Raw genomic sequence first — 18713 nt, forward strand, 5'->3', positions numbered from 1 at the left:
CCGCCCATGTCGATGTTCAACATCTTCAACGTCTCGGGCAGCGCCGTCAGCGCGCAGGCCCAGCGCCTCAACGTGGTGGCCAGCAACCTGGCCAACGCCGACGCCGTGGCCGGCCCCGACGGTCAGGCCTACAAGGCGCGCCAGGTGCAGTTCCAGACCGTGCCCCTGGGCGCGCCGGGCAACGCCGGCGTGAAGGTCCAGACCATCACCGAAAACCAGCAGCCCGGCCGCCGCGAGCACAACCCCAATCACCCGATGGCCGACGCCGACGGCTATGTCACCCACTCCAACGTGAACCCGGTGGAGGAGATGGTCAACATGATCTCCGCCTCCCGTTCGTACCAGAACAACGTCGAGGTGATGAACACCGCCAAGACGCTGCTGCTCAAGACCCTGCAGATGGGTCAGTGAAAGGCCAGCCCCCATGTTCAGCCAACCGCTCGATCTCACCGGCCTGGGCACCACCGCCGGCAGCACCACCGCCAACGGCGGGCGCACCACCAGTGCTTCCGAGGCCTCGCAGGACCGGTTCCTCAAGCTGCTCGTCGCGCAGCTCAACAACCAGGACCCGCTCAACCCGATGGACAACGCGCAGATGACCACGCAGATGGCGCAGATCAACACGGTCAGCGGCATCGAGCAGCTCAACAGCACGCTCAAGGGCATGGCCGGGCAGTTCGGCGCCATGCAGCAGCTGCAGGGCACCACGCTGATCGGCCGCGAGGCGCTGGTGCAGGGCAACGCCCTCGGCTTCGACGGCACCACCGGCAAGGGCGCGATGCGCCTGAGCGGCGCAGCCAGCTCGGTGCAGGTCGACATCCTCGACCGCGCCGGCGGCGTGATCGACACGCTGGACTTCGGCGCGCTGACCGCCGGCCAGCATTCCTTCAACTGGAACGGCAGCGGCACCGACCCGTCGCAGGTGGCCGGCTTCCGCGTGCGCGCGGCCAACGGCGGCTCGCCCGTCACCGCCACGCCGTTCACCCGCCTCACCGTCACCGGCGTGGGCTTTGCCAACGGCGCCATGAACCTGCAGCTGCAGGACGGCCGTCAGCTCGGCTACGACCAGGTCAGCACCTTCATGTGACGCCCCTCCCTCCCTTTTCTCACCACAGGACACCGCCATGGGCTTTCAACAAGGACTCTCTGGCCTGAACAGCGCCAGCCGCAACCTCGACGTCATCGGCCACAACATCGCCAACAGCAACACCGTGGGCATGAAGAGCTCGCGCGCCGAGTTCGCCGAGCTCTACGCCAGCTCGGTCAACGCCGCCGGCGGCGTGGCCACCGGCATCGGCGTGACGGTGGCCAACGTCGCGCAGAACTTCACGCAGGGCAACATCACCGTCACCGGCAACGAGCTCGATGTGGCCATCAACGGCAACGGCTTCTTCGAGCTCACCATGCCGAACGGCTCCACCGCCTACAGCCGCGCCGGCATGTTCAAGCTCGACCGCGACGGCTTCGTCACCACCAACGACGGCAGCCGCCTGATGGGCTACCCGACCGACCCCGCCGGCAACCGGCTGAGTTTCGAAAGCAGCCCCCTCGTGCTGCCCACCGGCGGGCCGATTCCCGCGCAGCAGACCAGCGCCATCACCGCGGAGTTCAATTTGGACGCCCGCGCCGTGGTATGGAACAGCGTCACGCCCAACGTGCCGCTGTCCACCTACGGCACCTCGCTCGTCGCGTTCGACGCGCAGGGCGTGGAAGTGCCGGTCACGCTGGCCTTCCGCAAGGTCGCCAACAACAGCTGGGAGGTCTACACCGGCGTCAACGGCGCCGATCCCGCCACCTCCACGCCGTTCACCGTCAACTTCCTCGCCGACGGCAGCCTCGACCCGGCGACCGTGGTGCCCCCCATCACACTGGCCTCGCCCAACGACCCCACGCTGACCTGGACTGCGACCATGGATTTCGATCAGGTCACGCAGTTCGGCACCTCGTTTGCCGTGACCAACCTCACCCAGGACGGTTACCGCCCGGGTGAACTCACCAGCCTGAAGATCGACGAAAACGGCGTGGTCACCGGCCGGTACTCCAACGGCCAGTCCCGCGCCGCGGGCCAGATTGCGCTGGTGAACTTCCGCAACGCGCAAGGCCTGGTGCCCACCGGCGGCGGCAACTGGCAGGCCAGCTTCGCCTCCGGCGAGCCACTGCGCGGCGAACCCGGCAGCGGCAACTTCGGCGCGCTGCGCTCCGGCGCGCTCGAAGATTCCAACGTGGACATCACCGCCGAGCTGGTGAACATGATGACCGCGCAGCGCGCCTACCAGGCCAGCGCACAGACCATCAAGACCCAGGACCAGGTGATGAGCACGCTGCTCAACATGCGTTGAAGCCGTCAAGAGGCGTGATCTCAAATAGCACCGTGGAAGTATTGCGCGCGAGGGGTGGGCTCTTAGCATCGTTGGGTTCTTACCCGACCGAATGTCGCGCCCATGTCTTCCGCCAATGATTCGTGGTCCTTCCACAACCTCTCTGACGACTGGTTGCCAGCGCGCGCCGTCGGTGCCAGGGTCAGCGCTACTCTCAATCGCTCGGATCACATCCTTTCTGTCACCGTGTGGTTCGCAGGCGTCAAGCCGTCGAGCGAGACAGTGGACCGAGTCCTTCGCGAGTGCGCCGCTTTCGCAGCGGCGCGCGACAGTTCGTTTGATGTGTTCCTCGATGCCGAATGGCTGCCCAGCGCCGATTCCCATTACCGGGAATACCAGCTTCTCTACCCCTACGGCCGGGATCACTTTCTCTGCTTCGATGCCCGTTTGCGGCAGGTGGGTGTGCGCCGACATGGAGACAAGCGTTTTGCGAAGCCGTGGCCGGTAGACGACATCGCTGCCCTGTGTCGTCAGGCATACGTGGAACATGAACCCAATCCGTTGAGCGACTACGAAGACAGCGAGGATGTCGACAGCGCCGAGAGCGATCTGCGTGCCGAGGTGGTTCGCTGGATCTGGTACGGCTACCACTCGCCCGAACAGATCGGTGCGCTGATTAAAGAGCGCGCCGATGAAGATGAAGACATCGATGCCGATGTCCTTCACGCCTTTGCAGCCCATGTGCTCGCCAAGAAGCGCGCGGCCGAGGCCACGTGGCCTGAAGAGACCGACAACGACCGACTCGACGATGCGTTTGCCGATCTGACCGAAGGAGACGTTTTTGCCATGCAATACGCAGGCGACTGCCTGGACGAAGGGGCCGAGCTGGTGCATGAGCGCACCGACGAGCTGGACCCGAACGTCGAGAAGTTCGAAGGGGCCTGCTTCTTCCACACCCAGGATATGGACCACGCCTTTGACGGCGAGGGCCTGAGAGTGGCGTTTCTGCATCTGTACAGCGAGGATGCCGACGACTACGTGGCCATTGGCACGCGTGTGGTCGAAGCGCTTCGGCAGCGTGGGCTGCAGCCCGTCTGGAGCGGCACTGACAACGAGCGCATCCATTTGCCTGGCTTTCGCTGGCGGCGGCGCACCCCGGACTGATGCGCGAGCCCTCCCGGTCTGCACCGGGAAGCGGTGAATAGCGCCACCCGCTGCGCGTTATTCAGGGCTTTGTTCCCCCTTAAGAATTTCCACAATCCGTTCACGCCGTCCCCTCAGCCTGACTGATGGGGCTCCGGCGTTTGGAAGGATTTGTGCATGGACCGCCTCATCTACACCGCCATGACCGGCGCCAGCGCCGCCCAGCACCGCCAGCAGGTGCTGAGCAACAACCTGGCCAACCTGTCTACGCCCGGCTTCCGCGCCGAACTCTCTGCGTTTCGCGCGGTGCCGGTGCGCGGCGACGGCGCCAGCACGCGCGTGTTTGCCATCGAGGCCACCGCGGGTCACTCGGAGCTGCCCGGCAGCGTGACGGCGACCGGCCGCAACCTCGACGTGGCCGCCCAGGGCAGCGCGTGGTTCGCGGTGCAGGCGCTCGATGGCACCGAGGCCTACACCCGTGCGGGCGGCCTGCAGATCAACACCGAAGGGACGCTGGTCGGCGCCAACGGCCTGCCGATGCTGGGCGACGGCGGCCCGATCACGATCCCGGCCAACGCCCGCGTGGACATCGCCGCCGACGGCACCGTCAGCGCCCGGGTGGGCAACGAGCCGGCGCAGGCGGTGGGCCGGCTGAAGATGGTCGAGCCCGACGCCGACAACCCGCTGCGCCGCGGCGACGACGGCCTGTTCCGCGGTCCCGGCGGCGACCCGCTGCCCGCCAGCGAGACCGCGCGGCTGCAGGACGGCGCGCTCGAAGGCTCCAACGTCAACCCGATTTCCGCCATGGTCGACATGATCGCCGTGGCACGCCAGTTCGAGGTGCAGATGCGCATGCTGCAGAACGGCGAAACCAATGACCGCACCGCAGCCCAGCTGCTCAACATCAACGGCTGAGGCCGGCCCCAGGAGCGACCATGATCAACTCGCTGATGATTTCCAAGACCGGCATGACGGCGCAGCAGACGCAGCTCGACGTCATCTCCAACAACCTGGCCAACGTCTCGACCAACGGCTTCAAGCGCTCCAGCGCGGTGTTCGAGGACCTGATGTACCAGAACCTGCGCCAGGTCGGCGCCAACGCTGCGCAGCAGGCCGAGCTGCCGACCGGCCTGCAGGTCGGTCTGGGGGTGCGCACCGTGGCCACCGCCCGCCAGTTCACGCAGGGCAGTGTGCAGCAGTCCGGCAACGCGCTGGACGTGGCCATCAACGGACAGGGCTTTTTCCAGATCGCCATGCCCGACGGCACCACCGCCTACACCCGCGACGGCAGCTTTCAGCTCAACGCCCAGGGCCAGATGGTCACCTCCAGCGGCTACCCGCTGACCGCCGGCATCACCCTGCCGCCCGAGACCACCAGCATCACCATCTCCAGCGACGGCATCGTGACCGCCAAGCTGCCCGGCAACACCACGCCGCAGCAGGTGGGCTCGATCGAGCTGGCCAATTTCATCAACCCGGCCGGCCTGGAGCCGATGGGCCAGAACCTGTTTCGCGAGAGCGTGGCCTCCGGCAACCCCATCAACGGCGCGCCGGGCACCACCGGCATGGGCTCGCTGATGCAGGGCTACACCGAGGCGTCCAACGTGAACGTGGTGCAGGAGCTGGTCAGCATGATCCAGACGCAGCGCGCCTACGAGATGAATTCCAAGGCCATCCAGACCTCCGACCAGATGCTGCAGCGCCTGTCGCAGCTGTGATGCAGCGATCCACCGCCCCGAACACCACCGAGACCGCCATGTCCTCCCGCCCGCGTTTGTCCGCCCTCTGGCTGGCGCCCCTGTTTCTGCTGGCTGGCTGCGAGACGCTGCAGCGCGTGCCGCAGGTCGACCTGGTGCCGGCCCAGCCGGTGCGCTATGTGCAGCCCGCCGCGCCCGCCGCCGCACCCACCGGCAGCCTGTTCCAGGCCGCCACCTACCGTCCCGGCTTCGAGGACCCGCGTGCCCGGTTGCCCGGCGACGCGGTCACCATCCAGATCACCGAGCGCGTGACCGCCAGCCAGACCAACTCGTCGTCCATCGAGCGCAGCGGCGAAGTCTCCAGCGGCATCTCGGCCTTCCCCTTCCTGAACGCCGGCACCCTGGGCCGCCTGAACGCGGGTGCCCAGTCGGACAACAGCTTCAGCGGCGACGGCGCCACGCAGAGCAACAACACCTTCTCCGGCAGCATCACCGCCACCGTGCAGGAAGTGCTGCCCAACGGCCACCTGCTCGTGGTGGGTGAGAAGCAGACCGGCGTGAATGCCAACGTGGACGTGCTGCGCTTCTCCGGCACCATCGACCCGCGCTTCATCCGCCCGGGCAACGTGGTCTCGTCGACCCAGGTCGCCAACGCCCGCATCGAGTCGCGCAGCCGCGGCCAGCAGGGCGAGGTCATGTCGATGGGCTGGCTCGCCCGCTTCTTTTTGACGGTGCTGCCGTTCTGAAGGCCGCCACCATGAACCGCCACATCCCCTGCGCTCCCATGAACACCCGCGCCACCCCCGCTTCTGCCGCCCGCGCGCTGCGCCGGGTGTGGATGGCCCTCGCCACACTGATCCTCGCCGCGTCGGCGCTGCCGACCCTGGCGCAAAGCATCCGGGTGAAGGAAGTCGCCGCGGTGCAGGGCGTGCGCACCAACCAGCTCACCGGCTATGGCCTGGTGGTGGGTCTGGACGGCACGGGCGACCAGACCACCCAGATGCCCTACACCGGCCAGAGCCTGGCCAACTACCTCCAGCAGCTCGGGTTGAGCCTGCCGCCGGGCGTCAACCCGCAGCTCAAGAACGTGGCGGCCGTGCTCGTCACCGCCCAGCTGCCGGCTTTCGCCCAGCCCGGCCAGACCTTCGATGTCACCGTGTCGTCCATCGGCAACGCCAAGTCGCTGCGCGGCGGCACCCTGATCACCACGCCGCTCAAAGGCGCCGACGGCGAGATCTACGCCCTCGCCCAAGGCAACCTGCTGGTCGGCGGCGCCGGCGCCTCGGCCGGTGGCAGCAAGGTGCAGATCAACCACCTGAGCGCCGGCCGCATCCCCGGCGGCGGTCAGGTCGAGCGCGCGGTGGCCACGCCCTTTGCCCTGGGCGAGACCATCGACCTCGGCCTGCAGAGCAACGACTTCGCCACCGCCAGCCGCGTCACGGAGGCAATCAACAAGGCCATCGGCCCGGGCACCGCCGCGGCGGTGGACGGCCGCGTGGTGCGCCTGCGCGCGCCGGCCGACCCCAACGCCCGCGTGGCGTTCCTCGCGCGGGTGGAGGACGTGCGGCTGGACGCCGCGGTGCCCGCCGCGCGCGTGGTCATCAATTCGCGCACCGGCTCCATCGTCATGAACCAGGCCGTCACGCTGGGTGCCTGCGCGGTGGCGCATGGCAACCTGTCGGTGAGCATCAGCTCGACCCCGGTGGTCAGCCAGCCCAACCCGCTGTCGGGCGGTGAGACCGTGGTCACCGAGCGCACCAACATCCAGATCAGCCAGGACAAGGGCTCGCTGATCCAGCTCGACACCGCCCCCAAGCTCGCCGACGTCGTCAAGGCGCTCAATGCGCTGGGCGCGACGCCCCAGGACCTGCTGGCCATCCTGCAGGCCATCAAGGCCGCCGGCGCGCTCAACGCCGAGCTGGAGATCATCTGAGGACCCCCGGAGGACGCCCCGATGCTCAACGCTTCTCCCCTCATGCCCCGCGGCCTCGCCGCCGACCCGTCGGCGCTGGGCGCGCTCAAGGCCGGCGGCAACGACCGCGCCGCGCTGAAAGAAGCGGCCCGCCAGTTCGAGTCGCTGTTCATGCGCGAACTGATCAAGAGCATGCGCGAGGCGACCCAGAAGAGCGGCCTGACCGACAGCGCGGGCGAGAACCTGGGCACCGACCTGCTCGACCAGCAGCTCGCGGTCAGCCTCGCCGGCATGCCCGGCGGCCTGGCCGAAGCCATTGAGCGCCAGCTGGCCCGCCAGATGAGTGGTCAGCCCGCCACACCCGTGGCGCCGCCGGTGACGTCCACCGTCGAGCGCGTGGGCGCGGGCCCGCGCCAGGCCGCGTTCGTGGCGCAGCACAGCGCCGCCGCCGCGGCTGTGTCGCGCGAGACGGGCATCCCGGCCAGCTTCATGATCGGCCAGGCCGGCCACGAGACCGGCTGGGGCCGCAGCGAGATCCGCCACCGCGACGGCTCGAACTCCTTCAACCTGTTCGGCATCAAGGCCGGGCCGGGCTGGAAGGGCAAGACCGCCGAGGTGATCACCACCGAATACATCAACGGCGAGCCGCGCAAGGTCACGGCGCGCTTCCGCGCCTACGACAGCTACGACGACGCCTTCCGCGACTACGCCCGCCTGATTGGCAACAGCCCGCGCTACGACGCGGTCATGGACCAGCTGCATTCGGTGCAGGGTTTTGCGCAGAGCCTGCAGCGCGCCGGCTACGCCACCGACCCGCAGTACGCCGCCAAACTCAGCCGCGCCATCAACACCACGCTGAGCCTGCAGCGCGCCCAGGCATGACCCACCCTGACCCGATCCGTCCGACCCTGGAGCCCCAGCCATGTCAGCCCTGAACATCGGCGCCCGCGCGCTCAACACCAACCTGGCGGCGCTGCAGGTCATCGGCCACAACATCGCCAACGTCAACACCGAGGGCTACTCGCGCCAGACCGTGCAGCTGCGCTCGGCCGGTTACCAGTCCTTCGGCAGCGGCTACATCGGCAAGGGCGTGGAGCTCGCCACGGTGGAGCGCGCCCACAACGCCTACCTCACCCGCGAAGCGCAGGCCACCGCTTCGGTTGCCGCGGCCGACCAGCTGCGCCTGGACCGCCTCAACCAGCTGGAGGCCGTGTTCCCCACGGGCAGCGGCGGCCTCGGCGCCGCGATGAACGACATGCTCAACGCGTGGAACGACGTGTCGACCTCGCCGAGCAACCTGACCGCCCGCGTGGTGGTGCTCACCCGGGCCGACGAGTTCGCCAGCCGCCTGCGCAACACCGCCGGCCAGCTCGACGCCATCAAGCAGGCCACCGAACTTCAGGTCGGCGGCACCGTGGACAACATCAACCGCCTCGCCCAGGACCTGGCGGCGGTCAACCAGCGCATCATCGAAACGGCCGGCGGCACCCACACGCCCAACGACCTGTTCGACGAACGCGACCAGCTGCTGCGCCAGATGAGCCAGTTCGTCCAGATCAGCACCGTGCCGGGCGAGAGCGGCACGGTCAACGTCTTCGTGGCGGGCAGCCAGCCGCTGGTGCTGGGCCAGCAGCCCAGCCGCCTGGCGGTGGGGCGCGACCCGGTGGACAGCTCGCGCATTGCGCTCAACTTCGTGCAGGGCGGCGCCAGCACGCCGATCGACCCCGCCGCACTGGGCGGCGGCGAACTCGCCGGCCTGATGACCTTCCTGAACGAGGACCTTGGTTCGGTGCAGGCGCAGGTGGGGCGTCTGGCCCTGGCCACCGCCACGCTGGTCAATGAGCAGCACCGCCTGGGCGTGGACCTGACCGGCACCCCCGGCGCCGACTTCTTCGTGCCACCGGCCGCGGCGGCCTCGCTGGCCGCGCCGTCCAACGCCGGCACCGGGCAGTTCACCGCCACCGTGATCGACGCCACCGCGCTGATCGCCTCCGACTACGAGATCCGCACCGACGCCACGGGCACCAGCATCGTGCGCCTGTCCGACAACCAGAGCACGTCGGTGGCGGCTTTCCCGGTCGACATCGACGGCCTGCGCTTCACCCTCGACAGCGGCGCCGTCGCGTCCGGCGACCGCTACCGCCTGCGCCCGTTCGAGGCCGTGGCGCGCAACTTGTCGGTGGCCATCGGCGCGCCGGACCGCCTCGCCGCGGCCAGCCCGGTGATGGTCAGCCCCGCGACCACCAACGCCGGGGGTTTGAGCATCGAGCGCCTGTACGCCACCGGGCCGGTCGGCAGCCCGATCCCCAGCGTGGACATCGAATTCCTCGCCGACGGCACCTACACCGTCAACGGCGCGCTGCCCAGTCAGGCCTTCGCGCCTGGCCAGCCCATCGAGGTCAACGGCTGGAGCCTCACGCTGCGCGGCAGCCCGACGGCGGGCGACCGCTTCACCGTCAGCGCCGCCCCCAGCAACTCGCTCGCCCAGAACGCCGGCAACGCCGCCGGCATCCTCGCCCTGCGTGACCTGCAGACCTTCGAGGGCGTGCCCTTGTCCGACGGCTATGTGAGCCTGTTCTCCGACGTCGGCACGCGGGTGCAGAGCGCCCAGTTCGCCGCGCGCTTCTCCGGCAACGTGGCCGCCACCGCCGAAACCGCCCGCGCCAATGTGGCCGGCGTCAACCTCGACGAGGAAGCCGCCCGGCTCCTGCAGTACCAGCAGGCCTACCAGGCGTCCGCCAAGTTCCTGCAGATCGCGCAGAGCACCTTCGACAGCCTGCTGCAAACCGTCGGCCGTTGAGCCACCGGGAGACCGCCATGATGCGCATCGCCACCGCCAACACCTTCGACCGCACCGTCGACAACCTCATGCAGCGCCAGACCGAGATGGCGCGCCAGCAGGAGCGGCTCTCCAGCGGCAAGCGCGTGCTCAAGGCCAGCGACGACCCGGTCGCCGCCACGCTGGCCGAAACCGCGCAGAACCGCCTCACCCGCGTGCAGGCCGACCAGCGCGCGCTCGACGCCTCGCGCACCAGCCTGGAGCAGGCCGAGAGCGGGCTGGCGGAGTCCGGCGAACTGATCATGCGGGTGCGCGAGCTGCTGGTGTCCGCCGGCAACGGCACCTTCACCGACGCCGAACGCGCCGACATCGCCAAGCAGCTCGAAGGCCTGCGCGAGCAGATGATCGCCGTGGCCAACCGCACCGACAACGCCGGGCGCACGCTGTTCGGCGGCCTGGGCGGCTCGCCGCGCCCGTTCGTGGACCTCTACACCGCCACCGGCGCCGGCGTGCGTTTCGATGGCCAGCGCGGCCAGGTCGCCCCGGGCGACAACGCGCTGCCCGCGGCCCTGGACGGCGACGCCATCTGGATGCGCGTGCCGCAGGGCAACGGCGCGTTCGCCGTGTCGCTGGGCGCCGGCAACACCGGGGGCGCGAGCGCCAACCTCGGGCAGGTGAGCGACGCCACCGCGCTCACCGGCAGCAACTACCGCATCGAATTCACCCAGACGCCGGGCGGCATGACCTACTCGGTGATCGACACGACCGCGGTGCCGGCCGCGCCGGTGGCGGGACACAACGGCGTGGCCTACACGCCCGAGATGACGATCGAGTTCGAGGGCATCCAGTTGCAGCTGCAAGGCACACCAGCCACCGGCGACACCCTGGAGATCACCGCCAACCCGCCGGCCACCGACATCTTCGCGGTGGTTCAGAGCGCGATCGAGGTGTTGCGGTCCGAGGGCAGCAACGAGACGGCGGTGCGCCGGCACGGCCTGGAGCGCGCGATCGCCGAAATCGACGCGGGGCACGACCGCGTGCTGCTGGCGCGCGGCCGGGTGGGTGAATGGCTCAACCGCGCCGACTCGCTGGAATCGCTGTTCACCGACCGCGACCTGGCGTTCAAGAAAGAGAAGTCGTCGTACGAGGACCTCGACATGGTTGAGGGCATCTCCGACTTTCAGAAACAGCAGACCGCCTTCGAGGCGGCCATCAAGTCGTACGCCCAGATCCAGCGCCTGTCGCTGTTCTCGGCGCTCGGTTGAACGGAGACTGGCGGCATGGCCCAAAGCGTTCTCGACAGCGTCTGCCTGGCCTACGAGCCGGTGTTCGACCGCGAACGCGGCCTCGCCGCGGTGCGGCTGCACGTGCGGCCGCAGCTGATCGATGCGGTGGACGCGGGGCATCTGTTGCAGGCGATCGGTGAAGACTGGCCGGCGAGCGCGCCGGTGCTGATCCTCTCCATCGAGCACCCGCGGCTGTTGCATGGGGCGCTGCAGGGCGATCCGGTGGGCAACACCTGGCTGGAGGTGCCCAACGACTTGTACCGCGGTGCGGAATCGCTGGCGCGCCTGGCTCACGCCGTGCGCCGCGGCCACCAGCTCCTGCGCGTGGCGCCCCTGGGCGCGTTGCGCGCGGAGGCCATGCCGCCCATCGACACCCGCAGCCTGGCCACGCCCAGCGAGGACGAGGCCGCCCTGCTCGCCGAACCCGAACGGCCCGGCCAGCGGCGCCTGCGCATGCCGGCCGGCCTGTTGATGCAGGGCGTGACCACGCGGGCCCTGGCCGCCGCCTGCCTGGAGCAGCACGGTGTCTGGGGCCTGGTCGGCTGGCCGGACGCCGACGTGCTGGCCTCCCACCGACACCACGCGGTGGCCTACGACGTGGGCGTGATCCGCGAGGTGCTGGAGGCCATCGACGACGAGGAGTGTTCGGTCGAACACCTCGAGCGCGTGGTGCGCCAGGACGCGGTCCTGGTCTATCGCATCCTGCTCCTGGTGAACTCCGCCGCCTATGGCCTGCGCCGCGAGATCGACTCGCTGCGCCACGCGCTCATGATGCTGGGCTTGCGCGAACTGGGGCGCTGGTTGCGCGAGCAGCTGCCCGAGGGCGAACCCGACGGCGATCTCCACCCGGTGCGCCTGTCCATGGTCATGCGCGCCCGGCTGGCGCAACACCTGCTGGCCACCGGCTCCGACGACAGCCTGCGCTCGGAGGTCTACACCACCGCGCTGCTGGGGCAGCTCGACCGCCTGCTCAACCGGCCGCTGGGCGAGCTGCTCACCAAGCTGCCGCTGCCCGGGCGCATGTTTGACGCCGTGCTGCGCCGCGACGGCCCATATTTCCCGCTGGTGGACATGGCCCGCGCGCTGGCCGATGTCGCCGGCATGGAGCGCCTGCCCGCCCTCGCACGCCGCCACGAGATTCCGCTGGAGCAGGCCAACCGCGCCTTGCTGCGCATGCTCGCCACCAGCCACAGCCACACCAGCCGCCGCTCCGAGCGCCTGACGTGATGCGGCGGATCTGACGCGCCGCCGCCGGCCCGGCGCGACAATCGCGCCATGACCGCCGCCCCCACCGCCACCCACCGCCGCGCCCTCGTGCTGTTCTCCGGCGGGCAGGACTCCACCACCTGCCTGGCCCACGCCCTGACCCGCTACGACCATGTCGAGACCATGGGGTTCGACTACGGCCAGCGCCACCGCGTCGAACTCCAGGCGCGGCTGGCGGTGCTTGACGGGCTGCGCGCCGGCTGGCCGGACTGGGCCGCGCGGCTGGGCGAGGACCATGTGCTCGACCTGGCCGTGCTCGGCGCGGTGAGCGAGACCTCGCTCACCCGCGACATGGCCTTCCGCATGGAGGCCAGCGGCCTGCCCAACACCTTCGTGCCCGGCCGCAACCTGCTGTTCCTCACGCTGGCCGCCGCGCTGGCCTACCGGCGGGGCCTGAGCGTGCTGGTCACGGGCGTGTGCGAGACCGACTTTTCCGGTTACCCCGACTGCCGCGACGACACCATGAAGGCGCTGCAGGTGGCGCTGTCGCTCGGCATGGACCACCGCTTCCTCATCGACACCCCCCTGATGTGGATCGACAAGGCCGCCACCTGGCAGCTCGCCCGCGACCTCGGCGGCGCCGCGCTGGTCGACCTGATCGTCGAACACAGCCACACCTGCTACCTCGGCGACCGCGACCACCGCCACCCCTGGGGCTACGGCTGCGGCCGTTGCCCGGCGTGTGAACTGCGCGCGGCGGGCTGGGCGCGTTACGTTGTCCCGGCGGGCACCGGCACCACCCGGTAACGCGCCTCCTCCCCGGCCGGCTCCAGCGTCCAGCGGCTGCGGTGGAAAGCCGCGACGCCCGGGCGGTGGGCGATGGAGACGAGCGCGCCGTGGCGCTGGGCCACGAGATTGCGCAGGCGCTCCACGAGTTGGGTCTCGGCCGCCTCGTCGAGGGCGCTGGTGGCTTCGTCGGCGAACAGCCAGCGGGGCCGCTTGAGCAGGGCGCGCGCGATCGCCAGCCGTTGTTGCTCGCCGCCGGAAAGGGTCTGGCCCCAGGCGCCCTGTTCGTCCAGGCGGTCCACGAGCTCGGGCAGCAGCGCGTCGCGCAGGGCCTGGCGGAGTTCGTCGTCGGTGTGGCGGTCGGCGGCCTCGGGGTAGGCGAGGGCGTCGCGCAGGCGGCCGGTGGGGAAGTAGGCGCGCTGCGGCAGGAACATCGCGTCGGCCTCGAAGGCGGCGGGCAGGCGCAGGTGACGCTGGCCCCAGGGCCAGATGCCGGCGAGCAGGCGCAGCAAGGTGGACTTGCCGCTGCCCGACGGGCCGCTGATGAGCACCGTGTCGCCCGCCTGGAGGGCCAGGCCGGCGGCGGCGAGCAGTGGCACGCCACCGCCGGGCCGGTCGGCGCGCACGGCGTCCACGATCAGCGTGTCGGCGTCGGGCGCGGCGCCGGTGCGCTGGTCGGCGCCGGCGGCGGGCAGGGCGGCGAAGCTGGCCTCGAAGCTGGTCAGGCGGTCGGTGGTGGCGCGCCAGGCGGCCAGGCTGCTGTAGTTGTCGACGAACCACGACAGCGAGTCCTGCACCCGCGCGAAGGCGGAGGCAATCTGCATCAGCTCGCCGAGCTGGATGGCGCCGCTGAAGAAGCGCGGCGCGGCCACGATGAACGGAAACACCACCGCGGCCTGGCCAAAGCCCACCGTGAACCAGGTGAGCTGCTTTTGCGCGGTGAGCAGGCGGAAGTAGTTGGCCAGGGCATCGCCGAAGCGCAGGCCGAGTTGCTGGCGCTCGACGGCCTCGCCCCGGTCGAGCGCGATGGATTCGCTGGACTCGCGCACGCGCACGAGGTGGTGCCGGAAGTCGGCCTCCAGCCGTTGCTGGCGGAAGTTCAGGCCGATCTGGCGGCGGCCGATGTAGTGCGTGATCACGCTGCCGACCACGCAGTACACCACCGCCATCCACACCATGAAGCCGGGGATGGTGATGTCCTGCCCGCCCAGGGGGACGGTGAAGCTGCCGGAGAGCGACCACAGGATGCCGACAAAGGAGACGAAGGTGACCACCGCGTTGAGCAGGCCCATGGACAGGCTCACCGTGTAGCTCGTGAACAGGTTGGCGTCCTCGGCGATGCGCTGGTCGGGGTTGTCGGGCGGGGCGTCGCCACCGCGGGCGAAGCGCGCGATTTCCATCTGGTAGAAGGCCTTGTGGGCCAGCCAGCGGTCGAGGTAGTGGTGGGTCATCCACGCGCGCCAGCGCATCTCCAGCAGCTGGGTGAGGTAGAAGCGGTAGACGGCGATCAGGATGAAGCCGAAGGCGAGGTAGGTGAACCGGCCCAGCTCGCGCCAGAACACGGGCGCGTCCTTGTTCTGCAGCGCGTCGTAGAACACGCGGTTCCAGTCGTTGATCAGCACCAGCATGTACACCGCGCCGAGGTTGAGCGCGACGATGGCGGCGAGCAGCCCGCGCGCCTTCCACTTCTCTTCGGAGTGGAAGTAGGGGCTGGACAGGCGCCAGGCTTGCGCCGCGAAGGCGCGGAAGGCTTGCAGCTTGGTCATCGGTGGATTCATGCGCGGTCGGTGCGGGTGGCAGGGCGGGGACGGTGGCGCCAATCGTGTTGGGACGACAGGGCCGGCGGACAGCACGACTTCGACGGCCCGACGGCCGCGGCGGTTCCGCGCCGGGCGGACCGCCGCCAGGCTGGGTCAGGGGTTGGCGATGCCGGCGGCGACATGCCCGGCGGGCACGTGGCGCGCGGCGGACTCGATGTGGCCGGTCTGGTCGTCGAAGAAGAAGTCGGGCTCGAACGCGCGCAGGAACTCGCCCTTGGCCAGGCCACCCAGGAACATGGCTTCGTCGACCTCGATGTTCCAGTCCATGAGCGTGCGGATGGCGCGCTCGTGGGCCGGCGCGCTGCGGGCGGTCACCAGCGCAGTGCGGATGCGCATGGCGGGCGTGCCTTCGCGCTGCAGGCGGTGCAGGGCTTCGAGCAGCGGCTTGAACGGCCCGGCGGGCAGCGGCTGGGTGCGTTTGCTGGCCTCGTGGTGCTGGAAGGCCGGCAGACCGTCGCGCTGGTACACCTGCTCGGCCTCGTCGGAGAAGAGCACGGCGTCGCCGTCGAAGGCGATGCGCACTTCATTGGGGAAGGCATTGGTCGCCCGCGCGGCGTGGGTCGCCACCGTGGCAGCCGGGAAGCCCAGCTCCAGGGCCTTGCGCACGTCGGCCGCGTTGGCGGAGAGGAACAGGTTGGCGCGCAGCGGCGTGAGGTAGTGGTACGGATCGCGCCCGCGGGTGAACACGCCGCGCTCGACGCGCAGCTGGTGCTGCTTGATCGAGCGGAACACGCGCAGGCCGGAGACCGGGTCGTTGCGCGACAGCATCACCACCTCGACCCGCTGCGCCTGCGCGTCGTTGAAGGCCAGCAGCTTCTTCACCAGCGAAAACGCCACGCCGGGGTGCGCCGGCTCCTCCAGCCGGTCGAGCTGGAGGCGCATGTAGGCCTGGTCGTCGCCCTGATCGAACAGGCGGTTTTCTTCCTCAAAGTCGAACAGCGCGCGCGAGGAAATCGCGACCACCAGCTTGCCGTCGAGGGTGACCGCCATCAGATCCTCCACCGGGCCGCCGCCAGGGCGGTGTGTGCCGCCCGGGGGGGCGGCGATGTCGCGACGGAAGGAGCGCGGGAAACCATGGGCCGTCAGGTCACCAGTTGGTTGAGTTCGATGATGGGCATGAGCACCGCCAGCACGATCAGCATCACGATCAGGCCCATGGCCACGATCAGCAGCGGTTCCAGCACCGTGGCCAGGTGCATGGCGCGGCGCTGCACGTCGTTGCTCAGCTGTTGCGCGGCGCGTTGCAGCATGGCCGGGAGCTGGCCGGTCTGCTCGCCCAGCCGGGCGAACATGGCCAGCAGCGGCGGGAAGCGGCGCTGCTGGGCCAGCGCGCTGGCCAGCGGCGCGCCTTCGCGCACCAGCGCCAGCGCGTCCAGCGCGTCGTTGCGCAGGGCGCGGTTGTTCAGCGTGTCGGCGGCGGTCTGCAGGGCGCGCAGGATCGGCACGCCGGCGCCGGCGAGCATGGCCAGCGTGGCGCCGAAGCGGGCGGCGTTGTAGCCGCGGGCCAGACGACCCACGAGCGGCAGCGTGAGCCACAGCGCGTCCATGCGCAGCCGCAGGGCCGGCTGCCGCCGGGCGAACACCAGAGCGACCACCGCCAGCGCCAGCAGCGCCAGCAGCGCCACGCCCCACGCCCGCACGAAACCGCTGACGGCGAGCATCACCACGGTCAGCAGCGGCAGCGCGCGCTGGCTGCCCTCGAACACGCTGGCCACCTGCGGGACGACATAGGCCACCAGAAACACCACGATGACCACCGCCACCGCGGTCACGATCGCCGGGTACAGCGAGGCGGCGATGAGCCGGTTCTTGAGCGCTTCCCGGGCTTCCAGGTCGTCGGCCAGCCGTTCCAGCACCGCGCCGAGCTGCCCGCTTTGCTCTCCCGCGGCAACGACGGCGACGTAATCGCCGGCAAACTCGCGCGGGAACTGGCTGAGGGCGCGGGCGAAGGGCGAACCGGCGTTGACCTCCGCGCGCAGCGTGGCGACCAGGTTGCGCGGTCGCTCGGCCTCCGCTTCGTCGGCCAGCGCGCTGAGCGCGCGCTCCAGCGGCATGCCCGCGCTCACCAGCCCGGCGAGCTGGCGCGTCCACACCGCCAGCGCGATCGCGCTGAACACCCGCGCGCGCCACAGGACGGGGTTGAGACCGCCGGCGGGCGTGTCCTGCACCGACGCCGCGGCCGGCTCCACCACCAGCGGCACCAGCGCCCGTGCGCGCAGCTGGCTGCGCGCGGCGCGGGCGGTGTCGGCGTCGATCAGGCCTTTCTGGACCTGACCCTGCGCGTCCAGGGCTTCAAAGGTATAGGCCGGCACGTCAAGCCCTAGTCGCGCGTGGCGCTGAGCACTTCCTGCGCCGACGTGATGCCGGCGGCCACCAGCCGCTCGCCGTCCTCGCGCATGGCCCGCATGCCGCCGCGGCGCGACGCGTCGCGCAGGTCGGCCTCGGGCGCGCGTTCGTGGATCAGCGTGCGCACGCCTTCGTCGGCCACCATCAGCTCGTAAATGCCGGTGCGGCCGCGGTAGCCGGTGTGGTTGCATTGCGGACAACCCACCGGGTGCCACTGGCCGTGGCTGTCCAGGCGCCGGCAATGTGGGCAGAGCTTGCGCACCAGCCGCTGCGCCAGCACGCCCAGCAGCGAACTCGACAGCAGGAACGGCTCGACGCCCATGTCGGTGAGGCGGGTGACGGCGCTGGGCGCGTCGTTGGTGTGCAGCGTGGCCAGCACGAGGTGGCCGGTGAGGGAGGCCTGGATGGCGATCTGCGCCGTTTCGTGGTCGCGGATCTCGCCGATCATGATCACATCGGGGTCCTGGCGCAGGATCGCGCGCAGGGCCTTGGCGAAGGTCAGGTCGATCTTCGGGTTGACCTGCGTCTGGCCCACCCCGGGCAGCTCGTACTCGATCGGGTCTTCGACCGTCATGATGTTCTGCGTGCCCGCATCGAGGCGCTGCAGCGCGGCGTAGAGCGTGGTCGTCTTGCCCGAGCCGGTCGGCCCCGTGACCAGGATGATCCCGTGCGGTTGGGTGACGAGGCGCTCAAAGCGCGACAGCACGTCGCCCTGCATGCCCACCGACTCGAGGTTGAGCTTGCTCTCGCTCTTGTCGAGCAGGCGCAGCACCGCGCGCTCGCCGTGGGCGCCGGGCAGGGTGGACACGCGCACATCGACCGCGCGGGTGCCGATGCGCAGCGAGATGCGGCCATCCTGCGGCAGGCGCTTTTCGGCGATGTCGAGCTCGGCCATGATTTTCAGGCGCGAGATCAGCGCGGCGTGCAGCGCGCGGTTGGGTTGCACCACCTCGCGCAGCGTGCCGTCGACGCGGAAGCGCACGCTGGAGGTGCGCTCGAAGGGCTCGATGTGGATGTCGCTGGCGCCGTCGCGCGCGGCCTGGGTGAGCAGCGCGTTGAGCATGCGGATGATGGGCGCGTCATCCGCGGTTTCCAGCAGGTCTTCGATCGCCGGCAGCTCCTGCATCATGCGGCTCAGGTCGGCCTCGCCCTGCACCTCGCTGACCACCGCCGCGGCGCTCGACTCGCCCTGCGCGTAGGCCGCGCTGATGCGCTGGCGCAGTGCCTCGGGCGCTTCCCACACGATCTCGCGCACCGCATGGCAGCGCAGGATTTCCGACAGCGCCGACAGGCGCTGCGATTGCGCGGCCGGCTCGGGCGCCGGCTGCCGGGAGCCGACCAGGGTCAACGCCTGGCCGTCGTCCTCCAGCAGCCACTGGTGTTCGCGCGCGAAGGCGTAGGGGAGCGGGTATCGCACGGC

Annotated in this window: 17 protein-coding genes; 13 read left to right on the forward strand and 4 right to left on the reverse strand. The window is 70.1% G+C overall.

All coding sequences use genetic code 11. The features are described 5' to 3' along the window. Window positions 1-6 precede the first annotated feature (6 nt). The 13 genes from flgC (at window position 7) to queC (ending at window position 13148) form a co-directional block, all read left to right on the forward strand. Complete coding sequence (flgC, locus tag AC2D80_RS01330; protein WP_484631176.1) at window positions 7-411, forward strand: flagellar basal body rod protein FlgC; 405 nt, start codon at window positions 7-9, stop codon at window positions 409-411. A 13-nt stretch (window positions 412-424) separates the two neighbouring features. Beyond that, a complete protein-coding gene (locus tag AC2D80_RS01335) occupies window positions 425-1087 on the forward strand; it encodes a flagellar hook assembly protein FlgD (RefSeq protein ID WP_484631177.1) in 663 nt (220 codons plus the stop codon). Window positions 1088-1124: 37 nt separating this feature from the next. After that, window positions 1125-2339, forward strand: coding sequence for a flagellar hook protein FlgE (gene flgE, locus AC2D80_RS01340; protein WP_484631178.1), 1215 nt, complete (start codon window positions 1125-1127; stop codon window positions 2337-2339). Between the two features lie 102 nt (window positions 2340-2441). Continuing rightward, on the forward strand, window positions 2442-3482 hold the full coding sequence (locus AC2D80_RS01345; RefSeq protein WP_484631179.1) for a DUF6891 domain-containing protein: 1041 nt from the start codon (window positions 2442-2444) through the stop codon (window positions 3480-3482). Window positions 3483-3638: 156 nt separating this feature from the next. Then, window positions 3639-4376, forward strand: a complete 738-nt coding sequence (gene flgF / locus AC2D80_RS01350) for a flagellar basal-body rod protein FlgF (RefSeq protein WP_484631180.1) — start codon at window positions 3639-3641, stop codon at window positions 4374-4376. Window positions 4377-4396: 20 nt separating this feature from the next. Beyond that, window positions 4397-5179, forward strand: a complete 783-nt coding sequence (gene flgG / locus AC2D80_RS01355; protein WP_484631181.1) for a flagellar basal-body rod protein FlgG — start codon at window positions 4397-4399, stop codon at window positions 5177-5179. Between the two features lie 38 nt (window positions 5180-5217). Further along, window positions 5218-5904, forward strand: a complete 687-nt coding sequence (locus AC2D80_RS01360; protein ID WP_484631182.1) for a flagellar basal body L-ring protein FlgH — start codon at window positions 5218-5220, stop codon at window positions 5902-5904. Between the two features lie 11 nt (window positions 5905-5915). Beyond that, window positions 5916-7091, forward strand: a complete 1176-nt coding sequence (locus AC2D80_RS01365; protein WP_484631183.1) for a flagellar basal body P-ring protein FlgI — start codon at window positions 5916-5918, stop codon at window positions 7089-7091. 21 nt (window positions 7092-7112) lie between these two features. Further along, on the forward strand, window positions 7113-7952 hold the full coding sequence (gene flgJ / locus AC2D80_RS01370) for a flagellar assembly peptidoglycan hydrolase FlgJ (protein WP_484631184.1): 840 nt from the start codon (window positions 7113-7115) through the stop codon (window positions 7950-7952). A gap of 40 nt (window positions 7953-7992) precedes the next feature. Next, window positions 7993-9870: a flagellar hook-associated protein FlgK gene (flgK, locus tag AC2D80_RS01375; RefSeq protein WP_484631185.1), complete on the forward strand. Its 1878-nt coding sequence runs from the start codon at window positions 7993-7995 to the stop codon at window positions 9868-9870. Window positions 9871-9887: 17 nt separating this feature from the next. Then, window positions 9888-11114: a flagellar hook-associated protein FlgL gene (gene flgL, locus AC2D80_RS01380; RefSeq protein ID WP_484631186.1), complete on the forward strand. Its 1227-nt coding sequence runs from the start codon at window positions 9888-9890 to the stop codon at window positions 11112-11114. Between the two features lie 15 nt (window positions 11115-11129). Further along, window positions 11130-12362: an HDOD domain-containing protein gene (locus AC2D80_RS01385; protein WP_484631187.1), complete on the forward strand. Its 1233-nt coding sequence runs from the start codon at window positions 11130-11132 to the stop codon at window positions 12360-12362. A gap of 48 nt (window positions 12363-12410) precedes the next feature. Then, window positions 12411-13148 (forward strand): 7-cyano-7-deazaguanine synthase QueC, encoded by a 738-nt coding sequence (gene queC / locus AC2D80_RS01390; RefSeq protein ID WP_484631188.1) that lies wholly within the window; start codon window positions 12411-12413, stop codon window positions 13146-13148. On the opposite strand, the gene AC2D80_RS01395 is transcribed toward queC, so the two are convergent. The 4 genes from AC2D80_RS01395 to gspE form a co-directional block, all read right to left on the reverse strand. Beyond that, window positions 13112-14893: an ABC transporter ATP-binding protein/permease gene (locus tag AC2D80_RS01395; RefSeq protein WP_484631189.1), complete on the reverse strand. Its 1782-nt coding sequence runs from the start codon at window positions 14891-14893 to the stop codon at window positions 13112-13114. The genes queC and AC2D80_RS01395 overlap by 37 nt on opposite strands. 147 nt (window positions 14894-15040) lie before the next feature. Then, complete coding sequence (locus tag AC2D80_RS01400; RefSeq protein WP_484631190.1) at window positions 15041-15937, reverse strand: 5'-nucleotidase; 897 nt, start codon at window positions 15935-15937, stop codon at window positions 15041-15043. A 92-nt stretch (window positions 15938-16029) separates the two neighbouring features. After that, window positions 16030-17259: a type II secretion system inner membrane protein GspF gene (gspF, locus tag AC2D80_RS01405; protein ID WP_484631191.1), complete on the reverse strand. Its 1230-nt coding sequence runs from the start codon at window positions 17257-17259 to the stop codon at window positions 16030-16032. 8 nt (window positions 17260-17267) lie between these two features. Next, window positions 17268-18710 carry a type II secretion system ATPase GspE gene (gene gspE, locus AC2D80_RS01410; protein WP_484631192.1) on the reverse strand — a complete coding sequence of 481 codons (1443 nt, stop codon included), beginning with the start codon at window positions 18708-18710 and terminating at the stop codon, window positions 17268-17270. Between the last annotated feature and the right edge of the window lie 3 nt (window positions 18711-18713).

The organism is Hydrogenophaga sp. T66, from assembly GCF_057219855.1.

Bases quoted from the DNA above. Each gene is read 5' to 3' on its own strand.
- flgC (WP_484631176.1), top strand. From the start codon at position 7: ATGTCGATGTTCAACATCTTCAACGTCTCGGGCAGCGCCGTCAGCGCG.
- AC2D80_RS01335 (WP_484631177.1), top strand. From the start codon at position 425: ATGTTCAGCCAACCGCTCGATCTCACCGGCCTGGGCACCACCGCCGGC.
- flgE (WP_484631178.1), top strand. From the start codon at position 1,125: ATGGGCTTTCAACAAGGACTCTCTGGCCTGAACAGCGCCAGCCGCAAC.
- AC2D80_RS01345 (WP_484631179.1), top strand. From the start codon at position 2,442: ATGTCTTCCGCCAATGATTCGTGGTCCTTCCACAACCTCTCTGACGAC.
- flgF (WP_484631180.1), top strand. From the start codon at position 3,639: ATGGACCGCCTCATCTACACCGCCATGACCGGCGCCAGCGCCGCCCAG.
- flgG (WP_484631181.1), top strand. From the start codon at position 4,397: ATGATCAACTCGCTGATGATTTCCAAGACCGGCATGACGGCGCAGCAG.
- AC2D80_RS01360 (WP_484631182.1), top strand. From the start codon at position 5,218: ATGTCCTCCCGCCCGCGTTTGTCCGCCCTCTGGCTGGCGCCCCTGTTT.
- AC2D80_RS01365 (WP_484631183.1), top strand. From the start codon at position 5,916: ATGAACCGCCACATCCCCTGCGCTCCCATGAACACCCGCGCCACCCCC.
- flgJ (WP_484631184.1), top strand. From the start codon at position 7,113: ATGCTCAACGCTTCTCCCCTCATGCCCCGCGGCCTCGCCGCCGACCCG.
- flgK (WP_484631185.1), top strand. From the start codon at position 7,993: ATGTCAGCCCTGAACATCGGCGCCCGCGCGCTCAACACCAACCTGGCG.
- flgL (WP_484631186.1), top strand. From the start codon at position 9,888: ATGATGCGCATCGCCACCGCCAACACCTTCGACCGCACCGTCGACAAC.
- AC2D80_RS01385 (WP_484631187.1), top strand. From the start codon at position 11,130: ATGGCCCAAAGCGTTCTCGACAGCGTCTGCCTGGCCTACGAGCCGGTG.
- queC (WP_484631188.1), top strand. From the start codon at position 12,411: ATGACCGCCGCCCCCACCGCCACCCACCGCCGCGCCCTCGTGCTGTTC.
- AC2D80_RS01395 (WP_484631189.1), bottom strand. From the start codon at position 14,893: ATGACCAAGCTGCAAGCCTTCCGCGCCTTCGCGGCGCAAGCCTGGCGC.
- AC2D80_RS01400 (WP_484631190.1), bottom strand. From the start codon at position 15,937: ATGGCGGTCACCCTCGACGGCAAGCTGGTGGTCGCGATTTCCTCGCGC.